This is a genomic window from Natronococcus sp. JC468 (genome assembly GCF_012163165.1).
GTDB classification, from domain to species: Archaea; Halobacteriota; Halobacteria; order Halobacteriales; family Natrialbaceae; genus Natronococcus; species Natronococcus jeotgali.
In genome coordinates, this window is sequence record NZ_JAAVUO010000006.1 from 69,995 (window position 1) to 95,380 (window position 25,386).

The 25,386-nt window shown below is 66.9% G+C and carries 27 protein-coding genes; 7 read left to right on the forward strand and 20 right to left on the reverse strand.

Annotated features, from left to right (window positions below; all coding sequences use genetic code 11):
- The first annotated feature begins 17 nt into the window (after positions 1-17).
- Complete coding sequence (locus GWG54_RS05550) at positions 18-908, forward strand: fumarylacetoacetate hydrolase family protein (RefSeq protein WP_167936832.1); 891 nt, start codon at positions 18-20, stop codon at positions 906-908.
- Positions 909-1,278: 370 nt separating this feature from the next.
- Here the strand turns inward: GWG54_RS05550 and GWG54_RS05555 are convergent, their stop codons facing one another.
- Complete coding sequence (locus tag GWG54_RS05555; protein ID WP_167936833.1) at positions 1,279-2,289, reverse strand: TatD family hydrolase; 1,011 nt, start codon at positions 2,287-2,289, stop codon at positions 1,279-1,281.
- Between the two features lie 123 nt (positions 2,290-2,412).
- Between GWG54_RS05555 and GWG54_RS05560 the strand changes: the two genes are divergently transcribed.
- Together GWG54_RS05560 and GWG54_RS05565 are read left to right on the forward strand one after the other, a co-directional pair.
- The gene (locus GWG54_RS05560; RefSeq protein WP_167936834.1) at positions 2,413-3,459 is read left to right on the forward strand and encodes a sialidase family protein; all 1,047 of its coding nucleotides are present in this window, start codon (positions 2,413-2,415) and stop codon (positions 3,457-3,459) included.
- A gap of 6 nt (positions 3,460-3,465) precedes the next feature.
- The gene (locus tag GWG54_RS05565) at positions 3,466-3,852 is read left to right on the forward strand and encodes a DoxX family protein (RefSeq protein WP_167936835.1); all 387 of its coding nucleotides are present in this window, start codon (positions 3,466-3,468) and stop codon (positions 3,850-3,852) included.
- Positions 3,853-3,863: 11 nt separating this feature from the next.
- Here the strand turns inward: GWG54_RS05565 and lrp are convergent, their stop codons facing one another.
- From lrp to GWG54_RS05615, 10 genes are all read right to left on the reverse strand, one after another.
- On the reverse strand, positions 3,864-4,328 hold the full coding sequence (gene lrp / locus GWG54_RS05570; RefSeq protein ID WP_167936836.1) for an HTH-type transcriptional regulator Lrp: 465 nt from the start codon (positions 4,326-4,328) through the stop codon (positions 3,864-3,866).
- Positions 4,329-4,677: 349 nt separating this feature from the next.
- A complete protein-coding gene (locus GWG54_RS05575; protein WP_167936837.1) occupies positions 4,678-4,941 on the reverse strand; it encodes a DUF2249 domain-containing protein in 264 nt (87 codons plus the stop codon).
- 70 nt (positions 4,942-5,011) lie between these two features.
- Positions 5,012-6,388 (reverse strand): cbb3-type cytochrome c oxidase subunit I, encoded by a 1,377-nt coding sequence (locus GWG54_RS05580; protein ID WP_167936838.1) that lies wholly within the window; start codon positions 6,386-6,388, stop codon positions 5,012-5,014.
- A gap of 123 nt (positions 6,389-6,511) precedes the next feature.
- A complete protein-coding gene (locus tag GWG54_RS05585; RefSeq protein WP_167936839.1) occupies positions 6,512-6,745 on the reverse strand; it encodes a DUF2249 domain-containing protein in 234 nt (77 codons plus the stop codon).
- A 111-nt stretch (positions 6,746-6,856) separates the two neighbouring features.
- Positions 6,857-7,090 (reverse strand): DUF2249 domain-containing protein, encoded by a 234-nt coding sequence (locus GWG54_RS05590; RefSeq protein WP_167936840.1) that lies wholly within the window; start codon positions 7,088-7,090, stop codon positions 6,857-6,859.
- Between the two features lie 55 nt (positions 7,091-7,145).
- A complete protein-coding gene (locus tag GWG54_RS05595) occupies positions 7,146-7,529 on the reverse strand; it encodes a putative zinc-binding protein (RefSeq protein ID WP_167936841.1) in 384 nt (127 codons plus the stop codon).
- A 117-nt stretch (positions 7,530-7,646) separates the two neighbouring features.
- Positions 7,647-8,165: a hypothetical protein gene (locus GWG54_RS05600; protein ID WP_167936842.1), complete on the reverse strand. Its 519-nt coding sequence runs from the start codon at positions 8,163-8,165 to the stop codon at positions 7,647-7,649.
- Between the two features lie 132 nt (positions 8,166-8,297).
- Positions 8,298-9,563: a formamidase gene (fmdA, locus tag GWG54_RS05605; protein WP_167936843.1), complete on the reverse strand. Its 1,266-nt coding sequence runs from the start codon at positions 9,561-9,563 to the stop codon at positions 8,298-8,300.
- A 195-nt stretch (positions 9,564-9,758) separates the two neighbouring features.
- Complete coding sequence (locus tag GWG54_RS05610) at positions 9,759-9,914, reverse strand: hypothetical protein (protein WP_167936844.1); 156 nt, start codon at positions 9,912-9,914, stop codon at positions 9,759-9,761.
- An 83-nt stretch (positions 9,915-9,997) separates the two neighbouring features.
- Positions 9,998-10,672 carry a helix-turn-helix domain-containing protein gene (locus GWG54_RS05615; RefSeq protein WP_167936845.1) on the reverse strand — a complete coding sequence of 225 codons (675 nt, stop codon included), beginning with the start codon at positions 10,670-10,672 and terminating at the stop codon, positions 9,998-10,000.
- A 203-nt stretch (positions 10,673-10,875) separates the two neighbouring features.
- Between GWG54_RS05615 and GWG54_RS05620 the strand changes: the two genes are divergently transcribed.
- Together GWG54_RS05620 and GWG54_RS05625 are read left to right on the forward strand one after the other, a co-directional pair.
- Positions 10,876-11,466, forward strand: a complete 591-nt coding sequence (locus tag GWG54_RS05620; protein ID WP_167936846.1) for a MaoC family dehydratase — start codon at positions 10,876-10,878, stop codon at positions 11,464-11,466.
- 66 nt (positions 11,467-11,532) lie between these two features.
- Entirely contained in the window at positions 11,533-12,639 is a 1,107-nt protein-coding gene (locus GWG54_RS05625) for a hypothetical protein (protein WP_167936847.1), read from the forward strand.
- A gap of 30 nt (positions 12,640-12,669) precedes the next feature.
- Here the strand turns inward: GWG54_RS05625 and GWG54_RS05630 are convergent, their stop codons facing one another.
- From GWG54_RS05630 to nosZ, 5 genes are read right to left on the reverse strand one after another with little or no spacing between them, the layout of a single operon-like run.
- The gene (locus GWG54_RS05630) at positions 12,670-13,623 is read right to left on the reverse strand and encodes an ABC transporter permease (protein ID WP_167936848.1); all 954 of its coding nucleotides are present in this window, start codon (positions 13,621-13,623) and stop codon (positions 12,670-12,672) included.
- Entirely contained in the window at positions 13,623-14,564 is a 942-nt protein-coding gene (locus GWG54_RS05635; RefSeq protein ID WP_167936849.1) for an ABC transporter ATP-binding protein, read from the reverse strand. Before GWG54_RS05635 ends, GWG54_RS05630 begins: the two co-directional genes overlap by 1 nt.
- Entirely contained in the window at positions 14,545-15,936 is a 1,392-nt protein-coding gene (gene nosD / locus GWG54_RS05640; RefSeq protein ID WP_167936850.1) for a nitrous oxide reductase family maturation protein NosD, read from the reverse strand. The genes GWG54_RS05635 and nosD overlap by 20 nt, the downstream gene beginning before the upstream one ends.
- Entirely contained in the window at positions 15,933-16,781 is an 849-nt protein-coding gene (locus GWG54_RS05645) for a hypothetical protein (protein WP_167936851.1), read from the reverse strand. The genes nosD and GWG54_RS05645 overlap by 4 nt, the downstream gene beginning before the upstream one ends.
- Positions 16,782-16,787: 6 nt before the next feature.
- The gene (gene nosZ, locus GWG54_RS05650; protein ID WP_167936852.1) at positions 16,788-18,659 is read right to left on the reverse strand and encodes a TAT-dependent nitrous-oxide reductase; all 1,872 of its coding nucleotides are present in this window, start codon (positions 18,657-18,659) and stop codon (positions 16,788-16,790) included.
- Between the two features lie 215 nt (positions 18,660-18,874).
- Between nosZ and GWG54_RS05655 the strand changes: the two genes are divergently transcribed.
- A complete protein-coding gene (locus GWG54_RS05655; protein WP_167936853.1) occupies positions 18,875-19,672 on the forward strand; it encodes a ZIP family metal transporter in 798 nt (265 codons plus the stop codon).
- 47 nt (positions 19,673-19,719) lie between these two features.
- Here GWG54_RS05655 and GWG54_RS05660 read toward each other — a convergent pair whose 3' ends face one another.
- The gene (locus GWG54_RS05660; RefSeq protein WP_167936854.1) at positions 19,720-20,781 is read right to left on the reverse strand and encodes a hypothetical protein; all 1,062 of its coding nucleotides are present in this window, start codon (positions 20,779-20,781) and stop codon (positions 19,720-19,722) included.
- A 91-nt stretch (positions 20,782-20,872) separates the two neighbouring features.
- A complete protein-coding gene (locus GWG54_RS05665; protein WP_167936855.1) occupies positions 20,873-21,157 on the reverse strand; it encodes a HalOD1 output domain-containing protein in 285 nt (94 codons plus the stop codon).
- A gap of 208 nt (positions 21,158-21,365) precedes the next feature.
- Here GWG54_RS05665 and GWG54_RS05670 point away from each other — a divergent pair, with 208 nt between their 5' ends.
- Positions 21,366-22,316 carry a M48 family metallopeptidase gene (locus GWG54_RS05670; protein ID WP_167936856.1) on the forward strand — a complete coding sequence of 317 codons (951 nt, stop codon included), beginning with the start codon at positions 21,366-21,368 and terminating at the stop codon, positions 22,314-22,316.
- A gap of 48 nt (positions 22,317-22,364) precedes the next feature.
- Here GWG54_RS05670 and GWG54_RS05675 read toward each other — a convergent pair whose 3' ends face one another.
- Complete coding sequence (locus tag GWG54_RS05675; protein WP_167936857.1) at positions 22,365-23,981, reverse strand: BCCT family transporter; 1,617 nt, start codon at positions 23,979-23,981, stop codon at positions 22,365-22,367.
- Positions 23,982-24,465: 484 nt separating this feature from the next.
- Positions 24,466-25,326, reverse strand: coding sequence for a universal stress protein (locus GWG54_RS05680; protein WP_167936858.1), 861 nt, complete (start codon positions 25,324-25,326; stop codon positions 24,466-24,468).
- Positions 25,327-25,386 lie beyond the last annotated feature (60 nt).

The following is a 25,386-nucleotide window of genomic DNA, read 5'->3' on the forward strand; positions in this document are numbered from 1 at the left end:
CGCTACAGATCACTCATATGCGACTCGGACAATACACGACGACGAACGGAGAACAGCCCTGGTGTGGCGCCAGAACCGACGACGAGACGGTCGTCAACCTCGCCGAGGCGGGCGCCGCCGCCGGCGTCGACTTGCCCCGCTCGAGCACCGAGCTGCTGGCCGGCTGGGAGTGGCGACGGAAGGCCGAACTGGCCGTCGAGCACGCCGCGGAGACGGGCGTCGGCGTCTACGACCTCGACGACGTCGATCGGCTCGAGCCGGTACACGATCCGCAGAAGGTGGTCTGTGTCGGGCTGAACTACCGGGATCACGCCGAGGAGGGCGACAATCCGATCCCCGACGAACCTGTCCTCTTCTCGAAGTTCCCGACGACGATTACGGGCCCCGGGAACACGATTAGCTGGGATCCCGACCTCACCGAGAAGGTCGACTACGAGGCCGAACTCGTCGTTGTCATCGGCGAGGAAGCCCGGCGCGTCGACGAGGGGGAGGCCCTCGAGCACGTCGCGGGCTACCTCGTCGGCAACGACGTCTCGGCGCGGGACCTCCAGCACGGCGACGGCCAGTGGGTTCGCGGCAAGAGCCTCGACGGTTTCGCCCCGATCGGACCCGAACTCGTCACCGCGGACGAGGTCGACGACCCCCACGACCTCGAGATCTGGGCCGAGGTCAACGGCGAGCGACTCCAGGAGTCGACGACCGCGAACCTCGTCTTCGGCGTCGACGAGCTGGTGTCGTTCTGCAGCCGGGCGTTCACGCTCGAGCCGGGCGACCTCCTTTTCACCGGCACGCCACCGGGCGTCGGCGTCTACCGGGAGCCGCCGGTGTTGCTCGAGGACGGCGACGAGGTAACGATCGGGATCGATGGAATCGGCGAACTGATGAACACCTGTGCGTTCGAGAAGTAGTGGTCAGTAGTACGCGTTCTCCCTCAATTTCAGTTCCGAATCCGATTGGTTGACCCGTTGCGGAGGCAAGCGAACCGGGCGACCGGTAGAAGGCGTATGGTTAGCAGTAGTAGACCCAGAAGACGTGTTCGTTCGAGCATTTGAGCTCCGTGTGATCACCGAACGCGGCGACGTACGGGCTGACTTTCAGTTCGACGTCCCGTTCTGGGACTGGGATACTGCTGTTCTCCCCGCATTTCGGACACGTCACTTCCCGAGTTTCTGGTATTTGCATCAGAACTGATCGCATATTCTACAGCGTGCGTGGCAATAAATGACACGCAGCCCTACTTGATAGATTCGCAGTCACTATACCAGCAGTACTTCTCTTTCAGGAGTTTCCCCCGATATCAAACACCTCGCGCGGGTTCTCGAGAACCACTTTCCGAATCGCCGCCTCGTCGATCCCGTAGCGATACAACTCGAGGATGGCCCGCTTCAACGCGAAGGGGTCGGTCCGGAGCACGTTCGCACAGTCGGTATCGATCATGATCCGCTCGGGGCCGTACTCGTCGATCGCGTCGGCGACGTCCGCAGCGTCGACGCCGATCAGCCACGAGTGGCCGATCGTGTAGCTCAGGTAGCAGTCGGTCTCCTCCATCAGGTAGGGGGTGTTGTTTCTGTCGGCGTGGGAGGCGACGACCCGCTCCTCGTCGAGGTCCGCATCCCGAGCCGCCTCGACGTCGATCTTCACCGCCTCGAGCGCCGGGTTCTCGGCGTCGATCACCGGCTCCTGACCCAGCCCGGGGTTCTTCTCGTAGCCCGGCGTTCCGATTCCTGAGCGGTAGGATCGCCCCGAGTCGCTCGAGGTGTTCGGCGTGTGCAGGAGCACCGGCAGGTCGTGGGTATCGGCGAGTTCCATCTGCGCCTGGACGATCGCGCGCTGCTCGTCTATGTCCCAGCTACTGACGTGCTGGGAGGGCGTGACGCCGGTCTCGCCGATCACGACGACCTCCCCGAGCGCGCAGTAGTCGGCCATCGCCTCGAGGGCGTTGTCGGGATCCTCGATGCGAGCGCCCGTGTGAATCCCCAGCCCGAGGTTCGCCTCGAAGAAGTGGTTTCGCTCGATCGCCGCGCGACGGTTGAGCGCGTCGTCCCACAGGTACCGGACGTCCTCGGCTCTGACGGGGTTGTAGGGCGTCCAGTGGTACCCCGAGGCGACCATCACCATCGACTCACACCCCGAGAGGGCGTACCGCTCTCGATCCGCCCACGAGAGAGTGTGCGCGTGGTTGTGGACGTCGATCCAGGGGAGGTTCAGGAGGTCCGTCGGTACGTCGGGGGAGCGTTCGTCGAGGTGCGCTGCGTCGGTCGGTCGTTTCGTCGGGTGTGTCGGTGGCATGTGCATCTCCTTCGTCGCGGGCGAGCCTGGCGTGATCGTGCCGGGTTCGCTATCGTCGGTGAGTACACGTAGTGTTTTACAGACTGGTAAAACTTTATTATGTGGCAAAGTAACATGACACATATGACGTTGCTGATCGGGACGGACGACGGCCTGTACCGGGTCGGCGGGATTCCGTTCGAACGGGACGAGGCGGAACGGGTCCTCGACTGTGGGGTGGTAACAGCGGTCCGGTCGTGGGACCACGCCGACGGCGTGTTCGTCGCGTCGTCGACGGGGGCGTATCGCTCGAGAGACGGCGGCGAGACGTGGGCGGACCTCGAGGTTCCCCTCGGCGACCGCTTCTGGCACGCCGGCCGGAGCGAGGTGTGGTCGATACTCGCGACTGCCGACGGGGCGCTGTACGCCGGCACGAACGACCCGTACATTTACCGCTCGGTCGACGACGGCGAGACATGGTCGGAGCTGAAGGGCTTCCGAGAACTCCCCTCTCGAGGCCACTGGGAGTCGCCGATCGATCCCCACTACGCACGACTGCGCGCTCTCGAGGCCGCCCCCGGTCGCCCGGAGCGACTCGTCGCAGGCGTCGAAGCAGGGGGGATCCACCTAAGCACGGACGGCGGCCGGACCTGGCTCGATCGCCGGGACACGATCGTCGACGACGTCCACCAGGTGCTGCCGATCTCGGAGGACGTCTGGCTCGCGACGACGGGGTATCTCGACCACGACCTCGAGAACCTCGGGCTCGGCCACGCGGTCGGCGTCGGCGGCCTCTACCGGACGACCGACGCCGGGGACTCCTGGACCCGACTCGACACCGGGAACGACTTCTCCTACATCCGTCGGGTGTTCGTCCACGACGGACGGGTGTTCTTCTGTGGCGGCGAAGAGGCGCCGCCGGCGTGGGTCGACGACGAACACGAGGCGGCGCTGTTCGAATCGACGAACTTCGGGCGGGACTTCGAGCGCGTTTCCTACCCCGGCGAACCCCACGAGATCGTCGAGACGTGGGCCGTGTACGACGGCGACGTGATCTGTGGCTCCGGGCTCTTCGACGTTCCCGACCAACGCGACGACGTCGAGGGCAGGCTCATGCGGCGAAACGAGGACGGGGCGTACTCCACCGTCGGTCGGCTCGACGCGAACGTCAGCCGAATCGAGGTCGTCTGAGAGCGCATGACCGACACATCCACCCCGCCGTCCAGACTGGGTCGCCTGCTGTACGGTGTGACGCTCATGTACATGGCCGTCGACGGCTTTCGAAACAACGAGAAACGCGTCGACATATCCCGCGAGAAGGGGGTTCCCGCACCGGAACTGCTCGTCCCGTTTGCCACCGGACTGTTGTTCATCGCCAACCTGGGGATCGTTTTCTGGAAGTTCCCGCGCGCGTCGGCCGGGGCAGTAATCGTCTTCTTCCTCGGGACGACGCCGCAGATCCACGACTTCTGGACGATGGAAGGCGAGGTGCGCCAGGCGAACGAGATCCACTTTTGCAAGAACGTCGCCCTGCTCGGTGGCGCGCTCGTTCTTCTCGACGAGGCTGCGGAGCAAACGGACTGACCGGTCCTCGATCAGTCGTCGATGTCGGTCTCGAGTTCGAACTGCTCGTTCTCGGCGACGGCGTTGAGCGCGATGCTGGTGTTGGACTGGTTGATGGCCGGATCGGTGATCAGCGACTTGATCTGATCGTTCATGTCGTCGGTGTCCTCGAACTTGCCGATCGCGATCACGTCGTAGTCGCCCGTCACCTCGTAGACGGAGATCATCTGGGGATGCTCGCGCAAGGTCTCCGTGATCTCGGCGAGCGCATCCCCCTCGACTTTGAGCTGCATCACCGCGGTGACGTCGTAGCCGACGGCGCCGTAGTCGACGGTCGGCGTGTACCCCTGGATGACGCCTTCGTCCTCGAGGTCCGAGAGCCGGTTCGAGACCGTCGTGACGGACACGTCGAGATCCTCGGCGAGGCTTCGGAGGCTCGCGCGGCCGTCCCCGAGCAACGCGTTCACCAGTTCTTCGTTCAGGTATTCGTAGGTCATTACGTGACGTCACTCAGACTTCGTACTAGAATCTTACGAATGTCTTATTGTGGCGGGAATCTCCGATCCGAAATTGGACGAATACGGATACACATCGACCGCCGTACTCCGACGGCCCCGGAACGAAATCACCGATTTCGTCGTGTCACCGCTCGCTCGAACGAACCGACGCCTTCGTGCGGGTTCGCTCGCAATCTTGGGTATGTGTCTTTCCCACCTAACTCATCTAAGATACAGACGTAAGATTAGTAACTTTGAGTCTTATCTAAGAAACGTCACCGCGGACGTCCCGCCTTTTCGAGCGAGGATCCGGATCCGATGGGGAAATACGTCTCTCTCCGCGGGACTGTCACTCGCGCCAGACGACCGTGACGACCTCCTCGTCGGTTTCGACCGTCTCGTAGGCGTACCCTCTGTCCTCGAGTTTTGGGTACAGAAACTGGGGCGCGCGGTCGTTCCGCTGGACGAGGACGGTCTCGTCGGGAAGTTCGGCCAACCGTTCGAGCGTCCGCTGGAGCGGGTCGGGCGGTCCCAGCGAGCGAACGTCGAGCACCGTTCGAGGGCGGTCGGTCGGGGCGTCGGTTCGGGCGACGACCGATCGGTGACTCGTCATGTCCAATCATTGGATCTCGTCGGACCTCTATTCCGCCCCGAACGAGTTCGGGCCTTGTCGCGGGGCGTGCTCAGTTCCGGTCGCGATCGGGTTCGGGAGCGTCGGCTCCTTCCGCGACCGCCGATTTCGCGGGGTCGAGGCGAGGGCGGAGAACGTGTCCCAGTCCGTTCGGATCGTGTCGGTGAACCGTCAGCAGCATGTTCGATACGAACAGACAGAACCCGACGCCGAGCGCCGCGGCCGACGCGGCGACGACCGGCGTCGCCAGTCCGAGGAACTCGCCGACGACCAGCCCCGCGGCACCGAGACCCGTCGCCGCGAGGTCGGCGCGCTCGAGCCGGTGGCTGTAGAGGTCGTCGATCATCGGCACCGGCTCGAGCCCGACGCGGTCGCTGTAGCGTTCGATCCAGATGATAAAGGGAACCACGTGGTAGAGGGTCCCGACGACGACGAATCCGAAGACCCCGAACACGAGAAGGGCGGTCGCGTCCGGGTAGCCCAACACCCGCTCCGGTCCGATCGGATCGAGCAACCACGCAGGCGCCGCGAGCCCGATCCAGGCGAACAGCGCAGCGGCGACGATCCAGTAGCGGTCGGTCATCGGGCTGGCGTCGGTCGACGAGGCGGCCAGCCGACGGACGAGCACGAGCGCGACCGCGAGGAGCCCGACGAGGACGCCGACGGCGCCGACGGTCGCGACCGTCGTCGACCCGGCGCCGCGTCCGAGCGCCAATAGGACCAGCCCGAGCGGGAACGTCGCCTGCTCGAGGCCCTCGAGGCCGCGGTAGAGCGGGTCGCTCCCGGTCTGAGTGAACATCGTCCCGAGCTGTGCGATCGCGCCGACGACGGTCGCGGTCACCGCGCCGAAGACCGCCAGGGTGACGTGGGCTCCGCGCACGTCGCCGCGATCGAGCGCAATCGGGTCGAGGACGGGGAGCGCGAAATCAAGTGCGAGGACGAACCCGAGCGCCGCGAGCGCCGCGAACGACGCGAACGCCACGGCGAAGTGTCGCTCGGTGAAATCGAACGGGCGCGCCGACAGCAGCGTTCGCCCGACGTTGTAGACGAACAGCCAGATCCCCGCGAGCATGAGCGCGGCGAAGACGGGCAACACCTCCAGCGCGAGAGCCAGCAGCGAGGCGACGAACCCGACGAGCCCGCCCGCGACGAGCCACAGCTGTACCGTCGTGAGCCGTCGCGAGTGGAGCTCGACGCCCGACCAGACGGGGACGAACTGGGTCATCGCGCCCATGATGGTCAGACAGATCCAGCCCACGAGCAGGAGGTGGGCGTACGCGGGCGACCCCAGCCCCGGCAGCGCCGCGAGACTCGACAGGACGCCGCCGACGGCGCCCGCGACCAGAAACCCCAACGCGACGACGAAGTACTGGAACGGGATCGCCATCGGCGGTCCGCGATCCGTTCGAACGCCATCGGGTACGTTCATACTCGAACCGAGGATCGCCACGACCCTCGAGTTGGCTCCGAACACGTTCGCCCGTCGGCCGTCGCCGTCGAGCTCGAGACCGTCGATCGGAACGCGGTCGCGCCGACGAGCGCCGAACCCGGATCAGTCCGCGCGCTTCGGGAACGTCGCGACGAACTTCTCGTCGGCGACGCACTCGACGCTGTAGCCGTCGGGATCGAACGCCTCGACCTCGGCCTGGAACTCGTAGAACAGCGGCTTCGGCTCGTGGTCGTTGACGATCGTCAGCTCCTCGCCGGGGTCGAGCTCCGCGAAGGCGTCGTGGATGGTCGGATGCCTGTTCACGGGCGGGATCTCGCGGACGTCGAGTCGTGTCATACGACTCGAGGTAGTCGTGGTGTCAGTATGCAGATTGGCACGAACACGTTCGCCGTCAGTGGCGACAGTGCGGTCGTCGATCCCGGGGAACGTCCTCGTCGGAGCGGTCGGCTACTCGAGGGAGTCGGCGATCAGCACCTCGAAGCGTCCGTCGTCCGTTCGTTCGGGATCGTACTCGAACCCCCGCTCCTCGAGGACCTCGTAGAGCGGGCGCGGCTCGAACGGCGCGATCAGCCGGAGCCGTTCGCCGTCCTCGAGGTCGGTCAGCGCGGTCGAGATCTCGTCGAACGGCGGGCCGTCGACCTCGCGGACGTCGAGGACCCGTTCGCCGTCGTTTCGGGACATGAGCGACCGTTCGGTCCGGCTCCGGTTGGACGTTCGGCCGAACCGGTTCGGTCGGCTACGCGTCGTCCCCGTCGAGGGCCTCGATCTCCGGCCGGAGTTTTCGGAACAACTCGTCGGCTCGCTCGTCGTCGTAGTCGGCGTGGTACTCCTTCGGAACGCCCTCCTCCGCGAGAACGTAGTGTCGGTCCGGACGAACGTCGTGTCGGTATAGACACCGGTGGGTACACTCGAGCGGACAGCCGTCGATCGCGACCACGGGTCGTCCGTCGGTGGCGGTCGCGACCAGCGGCGCGACGTCGCCCCCGACGCCCGCGATACAGGACATCTCGGCGACCGCCTCCCTGTCGAGCGACACTGCGAGCTCGTTCGCCAGCTGCGCCGCGCTCGAGCACCCCGAACAGGAGTACACCAGCGGCAGCTCGTCGTAGTTCGTCGCCATGCGTCGAACGGTACCGATACCACCGACGTCGGCGTTACCCCGAACACGTGCGGTAGCGATCGACTCCGAGACCCGATCGCCGATCCGTCGCGCCGATTCGGCGTCGCCCGCCGAGAGCTACTCGCGGGAGCGCTCGGCTCCGAACTCGACGGCCCCGGTCTCGCGGAACCGCCGTTCTGCCGCCTCGAGCGCGTCGTTGATCGATCCCGTCTGATTGTGGGACGGGCGGACGCGGACGCGAACCAGCTCGTACTCGCGGTCGCCGCCGTGGTCGTTCCACGCCCGGAACGCACCCTTCAGGAGCGCGTCGGCCTGCGGACAGAACTCGGTCGTGGGCGTGAACTCGGCCCGCAGGACGCCGTCGTCCTCGAGCGCGTACCGAAACCCGGCGTCGGGGTGGCGCCGATCGAGGTTCAGCTTCGCGAGGTTGTACCCGAAGGTGGCGTCGTAGACGCCCCGCTCCTCGAACAGTTCCCGCGCGCGCTCGTGGACGGCGACGTGGTCCTCGCCCTCGAGCGGGCGGTGGTCCTCGAGGAACGGCCCCGGCCCGGGAACGTTCGCCAGAACGAACTCGTCCCATCCGTCGTACTGGTCCTCGTCCACGCCGCCGGAGCGGAAACCTGAGAGGGGATTCATCTCGTTTTCCGGTACGGTCGCCTCGTCCGTCTACGTCCCGTCGAACATGTTCCCGTGTCGGCTCGTGGACGGCCGTCACGGGATCGACGTCGCTCTGCGGGGATCGTCCGGATGTCGAACGGGCCGTCGATCTCAGAGGGGGTCGTCCGTGACGACGTCCCGGCTGCGGTTCTCGACGCTGCCCAGCGAGTCGGGCGTGATGTCGAACTCGAAGGCCTCGTTCGGGATCGACAGCGTCGCGCAGACGTTCGGTACGTCGACGATGCCGCTGATCCGTCCCTCGACGGGGACGGTGCTCAACAGCATGTAGGCCTGCTCGCGGCTGTAGCCGAGGTTCGCGAGGTAGTCGATGGCCTCGAGGGCGGCCCGGCGGTAGGCGACGTGGGCGTCCATGTACCGCTGCTCGCCGTCCTCGGTGACCGAGTACCCCTCGAAGGTGACCCAGTCGGAGAAGTCGGGCCCGCGGTGGCCCGGCTGGAAGATCGGGTGGTCGACGCCGTGTTTCTCCATTCCGTCCTTGACGACGTCGACCCGGAGGTCGGCGTAGCCGGCCATCTCGATCCCGCCGCAAAAGGAGATCTCGCCGTCGCCCTGCGAGGCGTGCATGTCGCCCATCGAGAGCTTCGCGCCCTCGACGTAGACCGGGAAGTAGATCGTCGTCCCCAGCGAGAGGTCCTTGATGTCGCAGTTGCCGCCGTTCTCCCGTCCGGGAACGGTCCGAGCGCCCTCCGTCGCGGCCTCCTCGGCCTCGTCAGGGTCCATCTCGCCCATCAGGGCGCCCGCCTCGGTGGGCGGGTTCGCTACCGGCGGCTCCGTCTCCCCGGTGGGGTGGTTCCGGATCGACTCCGGATCGTCCATGTGTCTGTCGATCAGCTCTCCCTCGCGGCTGTTCCACTCCTCGAGCAGTTCGCGGGAGGGCGCGGTGCCGATCAGTCCCGGGTGGATCTTCCCCTCGTACCGGACGTCGGGGACGTGCCGGGAGGAGACGACGGTTCCCTCGACGTCCCAGACCGTTTTCGCGGCGTCCGGGAAGTGATCGGTCAGGAACCCGCCGCCGTTTTGCTGGGAGAAGATCCCGTTGAACCCCCACTCCATGTCCCGAAGCGGGCCGAGATCCAGCAGGTCGACCCTGAGGAGGTCTCCCGGTTCGGCGCCCTCGACCTCGACCGGGCCGCTGAGGTAGTGGACCTGCTCGAGTTCGACGTCCCGGACGTCGTTGGGATCGTCGTCGTTGCCGATCTGTCCGCCCGTCCAGTCGAGCATCTCCAGCCGGAAGGTTTCGCCCGGTTCTACCGAGACCGTCGCCGGGATGTCCGGGTGCCACCGGTTGTGGGGCGTCGGGCCCGGCTGGTCGTCCGGATCGCTGCTCGTGTCGACTTCGAATCGTGTTTCAGGCATCGTCGTCCACCCGTTGGTCAGTGCCAACGACCACCATGACCACGGTGCGCGCCATAAAGCTGTCTGCGCCCGTCGCGGCGAGTCCCGCCTACCGCGACCTCGATCTCGGCGAGTCGTCGGGCCTCGAGGGGGAAACAACGCGCTTCCCACGCCGGCGCTCGAGTGCGCTCGAAAACGACGGCTGCCGCGAGACCGTCACCCGGGCAGTTCGGCGTTCATCGGCTCGGGGAGGGTCACGATCGTGTGTCCCGTCTCGGTGAAGTGCTCGAGGGTCTCGCGGGCCCGTTCGTCGTTCCGGCTGGATTCCGATCCGCGGATCGTCCAGTCGCAGTTCAGACAGCGCTTTTGCATCGTTCGCGGGAAGCGGGGCTATCGACGTCACTCCTTGGGTTCCCTTTGCAAGGTCGACGACTGGCCGCGAACCGATGCGGCCGTCAGTCCGAGAGCGTCGGGGAGCGAACCGAATCGGCCTCCTCGGTCGTCACGTCGAGTTCTGCAGTGACCAGCGATCGGTACGCGCGACGCAGGCGCTCGGAGAGCGCCTGGTGGGAGATATCGAGTTCCTCGGCGAGTTCCTGCATCGACACTCGCCGCGGAATCTCGAAGTAGCCGTGATCGATCGCCGCGACCAGCGTCTCGTACTGGTTCTCCGTGAGCCCCGTTTGCGATCGAGCGCCCCCGTTCGTATCGAACAGGCGGATGATGGTCGGCTCGAGCTCGCGGTCCTCGAGCCGATCGTAGATCGAGCTCGCGTCGCTGCGGTCCTCGACACGGATGTCGAGCACCCAGGACCCGTTCGGCACGGACGCCTCGAGGATCGTCCCGCCCTCCTCGAGGACCAGTTCGAAGACGTCGATCGTCTCCGGAGCGAACTCGACGTTGTACAGCCACTTCCCTTCGGCTCCGTCGATCAGGGCGTAGTCGTCGATCGACGAGGCGTCGGCGACCCCGGCTTCGATCTCCGCCTTCGGGGCGCCCGAGAGCCAGAGATCGTGCCCGCTCGAGGCGATGGTCGCCTCCGCTTCGCACGTCAGCGACGGAACCGCGTCGACCAGTTCGGCGAGTCCGGTTCCCTCGCCCGAGATCTCGAGGTTGATGATCGAGGTCATGAGTTCGCTTTTACCGACACGCCACATCGGTATAGGTTCGGTCCCAAAACCTTCTGGCGCGTAGATCCTGAACTTTCGCATTACGTACGTGTTCTCGCCGCGACCGCGACGCGACCTCTCCCCCGTGACGGAGCGGGAAACACCGTCGAAGCGACCGCCGGCAGGATCAAGTTCGCCCTCGAGGAACCGTACGGGCGGACACGATGACCGAAGACACCGACGGTGCAGTCGACAGGCGGGAGGAACCGGAGCGACGTGTGGTCGCCGGCTGGCACGGCCGATACTACGAGGACTTCCGGGTCGGCGACGTCTACAAACACCCGTTCGGCCGGACCGTAACCGAAACCGACAACGTCTGGTTCACGAACGTGACGATGAACCTCAACCCGATGCACTTCAACGAGGCCTACGCCGCCGAGACCGAGTTCGACGAGCGCCTCGTCGACGGCACGTTCGTCATCGCCCTCGCGGTCGGGATGAGCGTGATCGACGTCTCGGTGAACGCGACCGCCAACCTCGGCTACGATCGGATCCGCCACCACGCCCCCGTCTACCACGGCGACACGATCTACGCCGAGAGCGAGGTCCTCGAGAAACGCGAGAGCAACTCCCGGGACCACGTCGGGATCGTCACGACCGAGCTCCGGGCGTACAACCAGGACGGAACGAAGGTGCTCTCGCTCGAGCGGACGCCGATGGTGTTGAAACGCGAACACGCCGACCCCTCGCCCGAGCAGCCGCCCGGCTGGCCGGCGGGCGTCGGCACCCCGTCCGAGGGATCTGAACGACGGTGACGACGCGGCAGGGAGTCTGAGAGTCGTTTCGATACTGTTATTCCGCTGTTGAATAGATACTCGCGTATGCGACGACGGACGATACTCGGGAGCGCCGGGACGACGCTCTCGATCGCGCTGGCCGGCTGCGGCGATTCGGGGTCCGACGACGAGGGGGAGTCCGAAACGAACGGCAGCGACGGTGCCGCGGGCGGCGGCCGGTCGGAGGACGCGAACGAATCGGACGACGAACAGCTGCGGGAGGACGAGTCTGTCGAGGGCGAGGTGGACGTCTCCGCCGCCGCGGGCGAGTTCTTCTCGGCCGAGCGCCACACCTTCACCCGGGCCGACGACTCCCCGGACGACCGCTGTCAGGTCCACGTCGAACTCGAGAACGTCGGCGACTCGGAACGCGCCCTCGACGCCGCCGCGCGGATCTACGACGAGGGCGGCACCGAGCTCTCGAGTACGCGCTACGCCGACGAGCCCGGACCGGAGCCGGGAGAGACCGCCGTCTACTCCTTCGCGCTTACGAACTGCGCGGACACCGCCGCCTACGAGATCGAGGTCGACGAGAGCGGCGGACTCGGGGGCTCGGACGCGCTACTGATCGACGACTTCGAAGAGTACGATGGCGGCGGTCTCTATCGGTCGTGGACGCTCGACGGAACCGGCGACGCCGCCGTCGTCTCGGAGGCGGCCCTGCATCCGGACTCGAGCCGGGGGCTTCGACAGGAGGGCGACTCGAACGTGCGGTCGTTCCCCGGGCAGGGGCTCTCGAACTACCCCGAGGACGGAAGCGAGGTCTCGGTCCTCGTGCGGCCGAACTCGAACACCTTCCAGCCCTGGATCCTCTTCGGGATGGAGGAGGACGTCTGGTCGACGGAGACGCCCGGCTGGCGGCTCATCATCGATCCCAACGGCGGGATACGGATCGCCCGCGAGACGGGCGACGGGGCCGAGATCCTCGCGAAGGACTCGACGCTGCCGAGCCTCGTCGGCGAGACCGTCGACTGTCGGTTCGTCGCCGACAGCGAATCGGGAGTCGAGTTCTGGATCCAGGATCTCGAGGGCGCGACGCTGGGCGGGGTGAACACGAACGAGACGGCCGGCATCGACGGCGAGATGAGCATCGGCTTCCGCTCGGCGCAGGGCGTCGACTGGGACTGGCCGCGGCTCGTCGGCGACGGCTGAAACCGTCGGGAACCGTCTCCGAAAAACGAGTTAAACACGCCGCCTCCGAACCGCGAGCGCCGCGAGCGCGATCGGGACGACGATCCAGGCGAGTAACGCCCCGATCAGGATCGGGCTCGAGACGCCGGTTTCGGCGAGGACGGCGGCGAAGCCGGCGTCGCCGGCGGCGCCCAGCGAGCCGAGAACGAGCGCTCGGAAGATCCCGGTCGGGTTCGCCATCAACAGGACCGAAACGGCGGTCTCGGAGAGATCGAACGCGGCGATCACGCCGAACCCGAGCAGGTCGTGAACGAGGACGAACCACGCCCACGCGAGCAGCGCCGTTCCGAGAGCGTGCGTCTTCTCGCTGGCGACGGTCGAGACGAGGACGCCGATCGCCAGGAACGCGAGGGCCAGTCCGACCGCGGCCAGCAGGAAGGCGACGTAGGTGCCAAATCCCGCGAATCCGAACTCCCACAGCAGGAAGCCGCCGGCGATCCCGAACCCGATAACCGCCGCACTCGCGAGCACGACCGCCCGGCCGACCGCGGCGCCGACGACGATCCACGAGCGGTCGATCGGGAGCGAAAACAGCGTCTGGAGCCAACCGCTCTCCTCCCGGCCGACGATAACGTCGTAGCCGAACGCCAGCGCGAGCAGCGGGACGAGATACACCGCGAGGGCGGCCAGACTCGCGACCGTTCGCTCGAACCCCTCGGGGCCGACGCTCGCCCCGCTGAACGTCGTCAGCCCGAGCGCGAACGCGGCGAAGATAGCGGCGAGCGCGACGGCCCAGCGGCCTCGAACCGCGAGTCGGTACTCGGTTTCGGCGACGACGAACAGCTGTCGGTACCAGCTCCCCGAGCGCCCGCCGTCGACGGCGGTCGGGCGTCGCGTCGACGACTCTCGAGCGTTCGAGGCCGTTTCGTACCCGCCGTCCGACCGCAGCGCCGGCTCCGTTCGGGCGGCCGGAGCCGCGGCTCTCGATTCGGACCCGTCGGACATCACGCGTCCACCTCCGTTTCGGCCGCAGGTTCGTCTCCCGCGGCCGCCTCCGTCGCGAGGGCCTTCCGGAACGCCGCCTCGAGCCCGGGTTCGCGGACCTCGAAGCGATCGATCGTCTCGGCATCGATCGCCGAGAGGAGATCGAACGCGGCGTCGCGCTCGCAGGTCACTTCGATCGCGTTCGTCGTCTCGACGACCTCGCCCCACCCCTGAACGGCGTCGAGGAGTCGGGCGGGGTCGTCGGCCGACTGCAAGACGACGGTGACGGTCTCGCCCGCTGCTCGCAGTTCGTCGACGTCGCCGACGGTCCGGAGCTCGCCGTCCTCGAGGACGGCGACGGTGTCACAGAGCCGTTCGACCTCGCTCAGGACGTGCGAGGAGAGGACGACGGTCGCGTCGGTCTCGCGGTCGATCCGCTCGACGATCTCGTGGAAGGTGGCGACGCCGCGGGGGTCGAGCCCCGCGGTCGGCTCGTCGAGGACGAGCACGGGCGGCTCGGCCAGCAGCGCCGACGCGAGCCCGAGGCGCCGTTCCATCCCGTTGGAGTACCCGTCGACGGCCCGGTCGGCCGCGTCGGCCAGCCCGACCGTCTCGAGGGCCTCGTCGATGCGGGCCTCGCGGTCTGCGAGCCCGCGGATGCGGGCGTGGACCGAGAGCACCTCTCGGCCCGTCATCGACGGCGGGAAGCCGGCGTGTTCGGGCAGGAAGGCGACACGCTCGCGGACGCGGTGGCCCGCCCGCTCGACGTCGAGCCCGCCGACCTCGATCCGCCCCGCGTCGGGCTCGTGGTGCCCGACCAGCAGCTCGAAGAGGGTCGTCTTTCCCGCGCCGTTCGTCCCGAGGACGCCGAACGTCGACCCGGACGGGATCTCGAAGGATGGCCCGTCCAGGGCGACGACGTCGCCGTAGCGTTTGCGTACGTCAGTGATCGTGATCTTCATAGTATGTCCTCCATTCGTCGTGCGGCGGTTCGGCGAGCGGGCGGTGGTCGATGATCCCGGGGGATTCGACGACCGGGAACGAGCTCTCGGCCATCCGAACCGCGTCGAAGGCCGGGCTCTCGGCGAAGGCCGCCGCCCCCGGGCGCTCGTGGACCAGTCGCTCGACGGTCCCCGCGGGCTGGTAGCGGATCTCGCCGACGCCGTCGTCGTCGAGATCGGTCGTCCGCGCGTCGGCCCAGTAGTTACCCCGGTCGGTTCCGTTCCAGTGGGCCTGCGAGGTCGTCTCGGCGAACGCGGCCTCGCCGTTCGCGACGAAGCTGTTGCCCGCCACGACGGCGTTGGTGCTGCCGGCGGTCACGTGGACGCCGACGTCGTTCTCGAGCACGAGGTTGTTGACGAGGCGGTTGTCCTGCGCGTTGTAGACGTACAGGCCGTTCCCGTTGCCGACGACCTCGTTGCCGACGATCTCGCTGTCCTCGACGTCCTTCAGCAGGATGCCGTGGCCGCTCGTGCCGTCGTTGTTCACCGCGACGTTGTCCTCGAGGGTCAGCCCGGTCGAGACCATCAGCGCGAAGCCGACGTCGTTGTCGAAGGCGGTGTTGTCCTCGAGGTGATTGTCGTTCGAGTACATGTAGTGGACGCCGTAGCGCATCTCCCACATCGCGTTGCCCTCGGCGTGGACGCCCTCGGCCCACTGGTAGTAGATGCCGTCGCGGACGGTCGTGATTGCGTTGTTCCGGAGCTCGGCGTCGCTCGCTTCCCAGAGGTGGATGCCGTTGCCCCGCTGGACCGTCGGGACGTCCTCGCGGCCGGCGATCAGCGACTCCTCGACGACGACGCCGTCGGTGTCGCCAATCCAGATCCCGAACGCGATCTCGGTCAGGCGAAGCTCCGAGAGGGTCGTGTTCGAGCCGTTGACCAGGACGCCGCTGTCGTCGTCGTTCTTCTCGAGCCCGGAGTTGCGGATCCAGACCCCCTCGAGGGTCGTCCCGTCGGCTGCGATCTCGACGACGGTGTCCTCGCCGCCGCCGTCGATCACGGCCGCGTCGCGCTCGACGGCTTCGATCGTGAGGTTCGGCGTGTCGACGGTAACCCGCTCGTCGAACCGCCCCTCGAGCAGTATCCTATCGCCGGGTTCGGCGGCGTCGACGGCCGCTTGCAGGGACGCGAACTCGCGGTCCTCGCCGTCGCTCTCGAGGGTCGCCGTGCCGTCGCCGTCGGGTTCCTCGACGTCGTGTACGTCGGGGACGTCCGCCCGCCAGTCGTCGACGGTCTCCGAACCGCTCGAGCCGTCCGTCGCCCCGACGGCCGCACCCGCCAGCGACGTGACGAGCACGACCGCGGCGAGGACGGCGAAGTACCGCTCGGTCACGACCGTCCACCTCCCGTCGGCGGGCCGCGCCCGTCGGAGCCGCGCGCATCCGGGGCGCGGGGATCGGAACCACCGTCGGTCTCGACGTCGAGGCCCGGACGCTCGTCCGAATCGGACGGTCGGTTTCCCCTCGAGCGGTCGTCCTCGCGACCCCGTCGCCGGACGCGGTCCCGGAACCGGTTCCAGCCGTTTCGGGCCAGCGCGGGGACGTCGGCGATCGTCGCCGGCGAGTCCCGCAGGGCGACCGCGACCGCCAGCGCGACGACCGCGGCGACGAGCATGTAGCCGCCGGGGCCGACCCAGGCGGTGCCGTCGATGTTCGCGACCTGGTAGTTACCCAGCAGCGGCGGCGTGAAGCCGTCGACGCCGTTGAGCGGGGCGTCCGGGTCGAGCGTGTGGCCGGCCTGGTAGAGGCGGTACTGGATGATGACGGCCATCGAGCCGAGCACCGCGACCGCCCCGGTGAACAGGGCGAGCAGCCCTCGCTCGATCCTTCCGCCCGGCAGGAGCGCGACGACGGCGGCCGTGGCGGCCAGCCCGACGAACGCCACCGGGCCGAGTATCCACTCCGGGACGGCCACGGCTTTTTCGTGGACGGCGTAGTTGGGATCGGCGTACACCGGGTCCGGGTAGTAGAACCCGACGTACTTGTTGAGCATCGCGACCTCCTCGAAGTCCCCGCCGATTCGCGGGTGGGCGTACAGTTCGACGACCAGCGTCTCCACGTACTGGGGCGCGTCGAACGTGATCCGCCACACCGGAACCGTCAGCGCGAGCAGGAACAGCCCCGCCGCTGTCAGCGGCAGGAGGCGTCGCAGTTCGGCCAGTCGTGTGAGACGGGTCATGGTGGATCACTCCGCGGGTTCGACGAGCAGTCGCGAGCGCATCTCGAGGTGCAGTGCGCTACAGAAGAACGCACAGTACATCCAGTAGACGCCGGGCTCGTCGGCGGTGAACGTTACCTCGCGAGTCTCCTGGGGTGCGAGCTTGATGTTGACGTCGTGTTCGGGGATCGCCAGCGAGTGCAGCAGGTCCGGCGTGGTCTCGATGTTGGTGACGGTGAAGGTCACCTCGTCGCCCTCCTGAACGGTGACGTCCTGGAAGCCGAACTCGTTGCGCTGGGAGTACATCTTCACGTGGACGCGCCCGTCCTCGCGGACGATGTCGGAGTCGTCGTGATCGACGAACTCCTCGTCGTAGTCCTCGGGATCGTAGATGTCCGCGGGCTGGATCTTGTCGGCGCTGACGATCGAGGCGTCGTGGGGCTCGGCGTAGGCCGGCGTGTCCTTGACCAGTTCCATCCCCGCGTCGTCGTCGCCGATGTAGATCAGCTGATCGTTCTCCGGTTTCATCGGTCCGACGTTGAGGAACCGATCCTTCGAGAGCTTGTTCAGCGCGACCAGCCAGTCGCCCTGCGGCTCGGCCGTGTACGACTCGGCGGCGATCAAGTGACCGGGGTTGTAGTGGACGTCGATCTTCTCGACGACGGGGTCCTCGGACTCGTCCGCGGCCTCGACGGCGGCCTCGATGTCCCACTTGACGACCTGTGAGTCGATGAACAGCGTCGTGTAGGCGTGGCCGCGCCCGTCGTAGGCGGTGTGCAGCGGTCCCATCCCGAGGCTGGGTCGGCCGACGATCGCCTCGTTGGGATCGTTGGTCTCGGCGAGCGCCTCGATGTCGATCACCGAGCAGGTCGGATCGAGCTTGCCGCTGGCGATCGCGTACTTCCCGTCGGGCGTGACGCTGACTCCGTGGGGGCTCTTGGCGACGTCGATGTAGCGGACGATCGGTCGATCGCCGCCGTTGAGCGAACTGTCGCGGGTGCCGTCGACGAGCGGGACGCCGCCGACCTCCTCGTACTCGCCGGCCTCGACGGCCTCCTCGATGGCGGGAACGTCGAAAGCTTTGACCCAGTCGGTCTCGGAGGACGACATCTCGCTTTCGGTGACGCCGTTCTCGCTGTTGTAACCCGTCGCGAAGAACCAGCGGCCCTCCTTGCCGCCGTCGCCGTTGTCCATGTTGCCGTCGACCAGCACCTCCCACTCGACGTTCATCGACTCGGGGTCGATCGCGGCGATGGTCGAGGTGTAGCTGTCGGGGTCGTCGAGCTCCCGACCGTCGTTGGGCATCGGCACGCGGAACTCGCCGACGCCGAAGACGTACTTCGTATCGGGAAGCATACAGCAGGCTCCGTGGGTCCCCTGCTGGTTGGGAACGTCGACGATGGCGTCGGTCTCGAAGTACTTCAGGTCGATTCGAGCCATCCGGCCGTTGGCCTTGTCGTTGACGAACGCCCAGCGGCCGTCGTAGTCGTTGTCGGTCTGGCTCACGCGGGGGTGGTGGGCGTCGCCCCACGAGTAGCCGCCCGCGTCCTCGAGCATCTGGCTGGATCGGTCGTCGTAGCCGTAGCCGCGGGCGCTTTCGCGGCCGAACACCGGGATGCGGATCAACTGGCGCATCGAGGGGATGCCGTAGACCCGGATCTCGCCGGAGTGACCCCCCGAGAGGAACGCGTAGTAGTCGTCGTGTTCGCCCGGCGGGACGCTCGCGTCGGCGTCCGCCGCCGAGACCTGTCCATCGTCGCTGAGCAGTCCCGTACAGCCCGCGAGCGATCCCACCGCGCCGACCGCGGCGCCCGCCTTCATGAAGTCCCGTCGCGGGATCCGCGCGAAGAGGGGGTCGCGATCGTCGCCGTCAGTCGCGTGGTCTTCTATGGTCGTCATGGGTTATACTCGTATAGAGAACCGAGAGCGTCGTACCGTCTGTCCCGTTGTATAATGGGCGATTCTTCAGGGGGGAGATAGTGTGCACTATCGACGACACCGTCGAAGCGTCGGGAACTCCGCCGTGCGCCCGGCCGCGAGTCGAACCGGCGAGGCGTCGACCGAGACCGGTTCCGTCAACCGTTTGTACGACGAGGCCGAATACGTCGGTACCAGTGGCTCTTCTCGAGAATCTCGTGCTGGTGTTCGTCGCCGGGCTCGTCACCGCGCTGGCGACGGGGCTTGGCGCGGTGCCGTTTCTCTTCCTCGAGGAGATCAGCGACCGCCGAAACGTCGTCCTCTGGGGGTTCTCCTCGGGCGTCATGATCTCGGCGTCGGTGTTCGGCCTCGTCGACGAGGGACTCGCCGAGGGAACGCCGTTCCAGATCGCGGTCGGGATGGCAGCGGGGGTCGTCCTCGTCGTCGTCGCCAGGGACGTGATCGTCGACGCCGACGTCGACCCCCGAGAGTACGAGGAGGCCGACTTCAAGAAGCTCGTGCTCATCCTCGGCGTGTTGACCGTCCACAGCTTTCCCGAAGGGGTCGCCGTCGGCGTCTCCTTCGCCGACCTCGGTCTCGAGGGCGGCGTCCCGGTGCTCGGTTTTACCGTTCCGGTGCTGGCGGTGTTTATGACGCTCGCGATTTCGATCCACAACGTCCCGGAGGGAACCGCCATCTCGATCCCGCTGCGATCGATGGGCGTTTCCGAGGCGAAGATGATCTGGTGGGCGGTGTTCTCGAGTCTCCCGCAGCCGATCGGCGCCGTGATCGCGTTCTACTTCGTTCGGGTCGCCAGGGAGTTTCTCCCCTTCGGCTTCGGGTTCGCCGCCGGGGCGATGATCTACCTCGTGCTCTCGGAGTTCGTTCCCGAGGCGCTCGAGCTCGGCGAGCCGTTACCGAACGGCGGGAAGCCGGAGCTGGCCGGCGGGATCGCGATCGGGATCGCACTGATGATTCCGCTCGCGTTCATCTGATCGTCGTCGAACGGAAACGGCGGCCGCGGGGCGACGTTTCGCTCGTCTCACTCCGATTCTCCGTCCGCGTCGCGGGCGACCTCGAACGGCCCCTCGTCGGGCCCCTTCTGGGGGAGCATCGGGCCGATCGAGGCGGTTCGTCGCGTGATCGTCCCCGCGCGGAGAACGTACGCCGACAGCAGCGCCACCGGCGAGGAGGCGATCGCGATCAATCCGCTGACGACGACCGGGGCGTCGGCGTGACCGATCGTCGGCCCGCCGATACCCCCGTACAACAGTCCCAGGAGAAACGCCGCCAGCACCGCCGGGATCCCCAACAGGATCGTCAGCTGGGAGAGGCGGGTCAGCTCCCGTTGCAGGTACGTCGTCTTGAGGTGCTCGCGACCGGTCTCGAGCAGTTCGAGCGACTCGACCAGCTCCTCGAGCGCCTCGCGGGTGGCGTCCGACAGCTCGTCCTCGTGGTCGTTGCGCAGGTGTCTCGCGGCGTAGATCTGCCAGGCGTCGTCGTACTCCATCGTCGCGGCGAGGGCGCTGAACGTCCCGAACCGGGCCCGATCCAGGGTCTCCCGAGTTCGGTCGGTGCCCTCCCGGACGCTACGGACGAACGCCTCGAGCCGCGTTCGGGTCGGCCCCTCGAGGTCGTCGGCGAGGCTCTCCTCGACCCGGTCCGCCCGGTGACCGATCTCTCTGACGAGTAGCTCGAGCAGATCCGCCGGCGCGGCCGGCGTCGCGGCGGCGCCGGTCGCGTCCTCGATATCGCGGCGAAAGCCCACGACGCCGCCTAACCTGTCCCGGAACTCGTCGGCCGTGCGGAACTCCCGCGAGAGGATCAACTGGTTGACGGTGACGACGAGGGTGACGAGCGAGAACGTCCCCGCGATCAACCCCTGGCTGATCCGCGTCATCGTAGCGTCGTTGACACTCGAGACGAGGCCGAGTGCGTGGACACCCACCAGGAGCAGAAACGCGCCCACGGTGAGCGCGACGGTGACGACGATCCGGTTCCATCGAAGGAGTAGTCGATCCAGGATCGAGTGAAGGGGGTGATCCCGCTCGGTGACGTCCGTCCCGTACGACTCCCACGTTTCGTCGATATCGTCGCCCCCCATGCCCGGGAGTTCGGCGCGAAGGAGGAAAACGGGTCGCGTTGCAAGGTCACGGCGGACGCCCCGCGGGAGTCCCGACGCGGCCCCCGCGCACTCACTCGGACTGATTCACCCGGACGTCGCCGGTGCCGGCGACGACGACGTCGTATCCCGCGTACTCGAACGCGATCGACTCGAGTCCCGTGCTCCGCTCGGGATCGACCAGGTCGTTCAACGCCTCGGGATCGATAGCGTTACCGAGCGGCGGCAGCTCGAGCGGATCGGTTCCGGCCGCGTCCGCAACCGCCGCGACGACGGCGACGACGGGTGTCGTCTCGCGGCTCGGTCGCCGCTTCTGCGTTCGGAGCGTACTCGTCCGTTGAGCGAGGTCGTTCGACATAGCACGGACTGCCACAGAGCTATATAAATTACTTGCCAAACGGTTTGCGAGTTTCCAGCTATCGTTCATCCGGGTTTCGGTCGATAGCCTCGTGCTATGCCCTGGAGTGGTATTTGTGCTGGGTAGACGACCGACCGGCACTCTTCCGGAGACCGAACCGCGGGGGTGACCCAGCAACCGTTTTGGCCGCGACGGTCCTACTCGAACCATGTCGGTGTCTGTTCGACGGCCACGCGTCCTCGCCGTCCTGCTTGGGTCGTGGTTGCTCGCACTCGCCGGCTTCGGCATCGTCGTCGGTGTTCGCGTCATCGAGGCGTTCCTCTCCGGAACCGATCTCCTGGTCGTGACGCTTCTCGCGATCGGAATTGCGCTCCTGTTCGGCTACCTGAACTACCGGATCGGTACCAGGCGGCTCCTCTCGCGACTCGAGACGATCCCGCTCTCGGCGGTCCGCGCGCCGAGTCTCCAGGCGAGCGTCGATCGATTGACTCGACGAATGAACGTCGATCGGCCCGACGTGTACGTCGCCCGACTCGGTCAGCCCAACGCGTTCGCGCTCGGCCGTCGGACGCTCGTCGTCGACCGCTCGCTCGTCCGACTGCTGACCGCCGCGGAGCTCGAGGGGGTGCTCGCGCACGAGTTCGCCCACCTCGAGCGCTCCGACGGACTGCTCCGAACGCTGGCCCTGAGCGTTCTCCAGACGGTGACGACGCTCGTGCTCGCATCGCTGCTCCCGCTCGTGGCCGTCGTCACGATCGGTTGCTGGGGACTGTCGCTGATGGTGGGTCGTCCGGTGCACGGTCCCGACAGCGTCGGAAGCGGGTTGCGGCGCGGGCTGGTGCGGATCGCACTGGGGCTGTCCGTCGCACCGATCCTGGCGCTCCAGGCCGACTCCCGCCGTCGAGAGTACGCGGCCGACCGGCGAGCGGTGGCGGTTCTCGACGATCCCCTCGCGTTCGCTCGGGCGCTCGAGAAGATCCAGCGCGCCAACGAGTCCCACCGGGGAGTCTTGCGGCGGATCTTCCTCGGTCGAGAGCGCCGTCGGAACCGAACGCCGCTCGAGCGAGCACTCGACAGCCACCCGCCGACCGACGAGCGCGTGGCTCGCGTTCGTGAGGCCGCAACGACGGACGAGCGCGGCGGCGGACGCCGCGTCTAACGTTCTCTCACGACCGAAACACGGTGTGACTGTCGACCCGTCGCCCGTTCAGTCGTCGGAACTCTCCTGTGGATATCGCTCGATCGCCGGCTGCGTCGGCGCGGACGGCGCCTGTACGTCGTCGGTGTCGTCCTCGCCGAGGACGGGGAACTCCCGTTCGAACTCGAGGAGCATCCCGACCATGGTGAGCCCGCAGAGGACGGCGGTCGGCAGGCCGACCAGAATCGTGAACGACTGGAGCACGGACATGCCGCCGGCGAGGTTGAGCGAGATCGTCAGCAACACCATCATCAACCCCCAGACAACGCGGTTGAGTACGGACGGCGACTCGCTCCCTCCGTCGACGATCATGGCGATACTGAGGGTGGAGGAGTCAAGCGTCGTGATGAGGAAGCTGACGACGAGTACCAACAGGACGGCCGAGAACACGCCGGGGTACGGGAGGAGGTTCTCGAACAGCGCGAAGCCGACCGCTTCTAGCCCCGAACTCGAGTAGACCTCGAGCAGGTCGGCGGCGCCCGAGGTCTGGAGGAGAAGCGCGGAGCCACCGGTGGCGACGTACCAGGGGACGGTGAGACCGAACGAGCCGACCAATCCTGCGAAGACGAGCTGGCGGAGCGTCCGTCCGCGGGAGATACGCGCCATAAAGATGCCGACCATCGGCGCGAACGTGAGCCACCACGGCCAGAAAAACAGCGTCCAGGAGCTGAGCCAGTTCGTGGACTCGCTGCCCGGCTCGTAGAAGAGGCTCATGCCGATGAAGTCGGTCGCGTACCCGGTAAGCGCGTGGGAACCGAGATTGACCAGCGACGGCAGCTGCGAGAACGCGAACGTGATACCCATCAGTCCGAGCAACAACACGATATTGAGGTCGGCGAACCGACGGATCCCGCCCTGGATGCCGACGATAACGGAGAGCAGGAACAGGACGCCGACCAGGAGGATGAGTCCGATGCGGCCGGTATCGCCGAGCTGAACGCCCCACTTGAATCCGAGACCGGAGATGAACTGGCTAATGCCGAGGCCGAACGAGACGGTGATGCCGCTGACGGTAATGACGACGACCATCGCGTCGACTAGCTTGGCGAGCCAGCCGTCGACGTTGTCCGTCCCGACGAACGGCGCGAGGATGACGGCGGGTCGGAACGGCGCGTCCTTCCGATAGACGAAGTACGAGATGGCGACTGCGAACACGAGGTAAGTGGCCCAGGCGGACACGCCGTAGTGGAAGATGGCGTACTGGAGCGCGTCGGCCATCTGCGCCCACGTGCCCGTGTCGGAACTGAAAAACGGCGGTCGGGTGTCGTAGTGGACGAGCGGCTCGACCGGCCCCCAGAACTCTAGTCCCCCCGACGAGAGACCGGCGGTAAACGTCATCACGAGGTACTGCCAGAACGAAAACTCGGGCTCATCGTCGGGATCGCCGAGTTTAATACGCCCCCACGGGCCGAGTAGGACGTACAGCACGAAGACGAACGAGAGAAACACGATCCACAGGTAGAGCCACCCCAGATTGGTGACGATGACCTCGTTCGCGAGCGCCAGTTTCGACGCGGCGGCGTCGGGCCACGCGACGATGCCGACGATGATCCCGAGCAGGGGCCCCAGCGCGAGCGCGAACACGTACGGGTCGGTTTCGCGTTTGAACGCCTCGATCGCACTCATGGGTCGTCAGGAACGCGGCTGTGTGCGGGCGACTGTAGTTTTACACCGCTCTCGTGCGCTCTCGCGCCGCGTTCGCGTTGGCTCACACCGGCTGCGTGCATGTACACCACGTCCGGCGGTAATCGAATAAGTATCTGTTGAATCGAGTTTATATGCCATATTGTTGATTGCAGAGCGCCGCCCGAACTCCTCCGGCGCGTTTCTCGGAGTCGCCCCGGCGTGTCCGCAGCGAACGCGGAGGAGCACCCCTCTCGCTCGCGAACTGCGCGGAACCGGCTCTCACGTCGGTGATTGTGGCACCGAACTTCTCGGACGTCGGTCCCCGAACGGGCGAGCCGACTTTCCCGCCGCGATTCACCCGCGGTCTCCGGTGGAGCGCTCGGTAGCGGGCTGACGGAGTGGTCACGCTCTCCTCACAGGCGGTCCCTCGAGGCGATCCGGCTCGGCGGGACGGGAACCCGAATCTGGCTCTCGGCGCTCGGAACTACTCCTCCTCGACCGTCGTCGTCAACACTGGCACCGGTGCGGTTCGGATGACCCGTTCGGTAAAACTCCCGAGCAAGAAGCGGTCGACCGCCGACCAGCCGTGGGTCCCCATCACGATCAGGTCCGCATCGTTCTCCTCCGCGTGGGAGCAGATCACGTGCGGGACGGAACCGGCTTTGACCACGGGAACCACGTCGTCGTGATCCAGTCCCGACGCGACGTCGCCGAGCAACTCGAGCGCGGTCTCTTTGACCTCGGCGGGGAGTTCGGTCGAGCGCGGATCGATCGTTTCCGGGAACTCGTCGGCGACGTACAGCAGGTGAAGCGTCGCATCGTTTCGCGCCGCGATCGTCGCTGCCAGTTCGGCCGCGGCTCGCGCGTAATCGCTGTCGTCGGTTGGAACCACGATCCGTTCGTAGGGGTACGCAGGCTTCCCGTTATCCGCCCGAACCGTCAGCACCGGGACCTCGCTCGAGGCGACCACGGCTTCCGTGGTGGTCCCGAACAGGTACTCCCCGATCCCGTGACGGCCGTGGGCGCCCATGATCACGGTTCCGATGTCGTTGTCGTCGATGTACTCGAGGATCACCGCCTTCGGGTCCCCCCGTCGAACGTGATCGGCGACGGTTACTCCGCGTTCCGCCGCCGTCGCGCGAGCGCGCTCGAGGAGTTCCGCTCCCGGGCCACCCGCCGCTCCGTCGGACCGCTCGTCGCGACGAGCCGAATCCGAGTCGCCCGCGTCCGCGACGTGGAGTACGTGAACGGTCGAGTCGGTCCCCGCCGCGACGTCTAGCGCGTGGTCCAGCGCCGCCGTCGCAGGCTCGCTTCCGTCCGTCGGTACGAGGATGGGATGATCCATACGACGCGTACGATCCGATACGGTATACATCTGGGGCTCGCTGGCCGGTCCCGTCGGAAG

Excerpts from the sequence above, each read along its gene's own strand:
- GWG54_RS05550 (WP_167936832.1), top strand. The coding sequence starts at position 18 with ATGCGACTCGGACAATACACGACGACGAACGGAGAACAGCCCTGGTGT.
- GWG54_RS05555 (WP_167936833.1), bottom strand. The coding sequence starts at position 2,289 with ATGCCACCGACACACCCGACGAAACGACCGACCGACGCAGCGCACCTC.
- GWG54_RS05560 (WP_167936834.1), top strand. The coding sequence starts at position 2,413 with ATGACGTTGCTGATCGGGACGGACGACGGCCTGTACCGGGTCGGCGGG.
- GWG54_RS05565 (WP_167936835.1), top strand. The coding sequence starts at position 3,466 with ATGACCGACACATCCACCCCGCCGTCCAGACTGGGTCGCCTGCTGTAC.
- lrp (WP_167936836.1), bottom strand. The coding sequence starts at position 4,328 with ATGACCTACGAATACCTGAACGAAGAACTGGTGAACGCGTTGCTCGGG.
- GWG54_RS05575 (WP_167936837.1), bottom strand. The coding sequence starts at position 4,941 with ATGACGAGTCACCGATCGGTCGTCGCCCGAACCGACGCCCCGACCGAC.
- GWG54_RS05580 (WP_167936838.1), bottom strand. The coding sequence starts at position 6,388 with ATGAACGTACCCGATGGCGTTCGAACGGATCGCGGACCGCCGATGGCG.
- GWG54_RS05585 (WP_167936839.1), bottom strand. The coding sequence starts at position 6,745 with ATGACACGACTCGACGTCCGCGAGATCCCGCCCGTGAACAGGCATCCG.
- GWG54_RS05590 (WP_167936840.1), bottom strand. The coding sequence starts at position 7,090 with ATGTCCCGAAACGACGGCGAACGGGTCCTCGACGTCCGCGAGGTCGAC.
- GWG54_RS05595 (WP_167936841.1), bottom strand. The coding sequence starts at position 7,529 with ATGGCGACGAACTACGACGAGCTGCCGCTGGTGTACTCCTGTTCGGGG.
- GWG54_RS05600 (WP_167936842.1), bottom strand. The coding sequence starts at position 8,165 with ATGAATCCCCTCTCAGGTTTCCGCTCCGGCGGCGTGGACGAGGACCAG.
- fmdA (WP_167936843.1), bottom strand. The coding sequence starts at position 9,563 with ATGCCTGAAACACGATTCGAAGTCGACACGAGCAGCGATCCGGACGAC.
- GWG54_RS05610 (WP_167936844.1), bottom strand. The coding sequence starts at position 9,914 with ATGCAAAAGCGCTGTCTGAACTGCGACTGGACGATCCGCGGATCGGAA.
- GWG54_RS05615 (WP_167936845.1), bottom strand. The coding sequence starts at position 10,672 with ATGACCTCGATCATCAACCTCGAGATCTCGGGCGAGGGAACCGGACTC.
- GWG54_RS05620 (WP_167936846.1), top strand. The coding sequence starts at position 10,876 with ATGACCGAAGACACCGACGGTGCAGTCGACAGGCGGGAGGAACCGGAG.
- GWG54_RS05625 (WP_167936847.1), top strand. The coding sequence starts at position 11,533 with ATGCGACGACGGACGATACTCGGGAGCGCCGGGACGACGCTCTCGATC.
- GWG54_RS05630 (WP_167936848.1), bottom strand. The coding sequence starts at position 13,623 with ATGTCCGACGGGTCCGAATCGAGAGCCGCGGCTCCGGCCGCCCGAACG.
- GWG54_RS05635 (WP_167936849.1), bottom strand. The coding sequence starts at position 14,564 with ATGAAGATCACGATCACTGACGTACGCAAACGCTACGGCGACGTCGTC.
- GWG54_RS05645 (WP_167936851.1), bottom strand. The coding sequence starts at position 16,781 with ATGACCCGTCTCACACGACTGGCCGAACTGCGACGCCTCCTGCCGCTG.
- nosZ (WP_167936852.1), bottom strand. The coding sequence starts at position 18,659 with ATGACGACCATAGAAGACCACGCGACTGACGGCGACGATCGCGACCCC.
- GWG54_RS05660 (WP_167936854.1), bottom strand. The coding sequence starts at position 20,781 with ATGGGGGGCGACGATATCGACGAAACGTGGGAGTCGTACGGGACGGAC.
- GWG54_RS05665 (WP_167936855.1), bottom strand. The coding sequence starts at position 21,157 with ATGTCGAACGACCTCGCTCAACGGACGAGTACGCTCCGAACGCAGAAG.
- GWG54_RS05670 (WP_167936856.1), top strand. The coding sequence starts at position 21,366 with ATGTCGGTGTCTGTTCGACGGCCACGCGTCCTCGCCGTCCTGCTTGGG.
- GWG54_RS05675 (WP_167936857.1), bottom strand. The coding sequence starts at position 23,981 with ATGAGTGCGATCGAGGCGTTCAAACGCGAAACCGACCCGTACGTGTTC.
- GWG54_RS05680 (WP_167936858.1), bottom strand. The coding sequence starts at position 25,326 with ATGGATCATCCCATCCTCGTACCGACGGACGGAAGCGAGCCTGCGACG.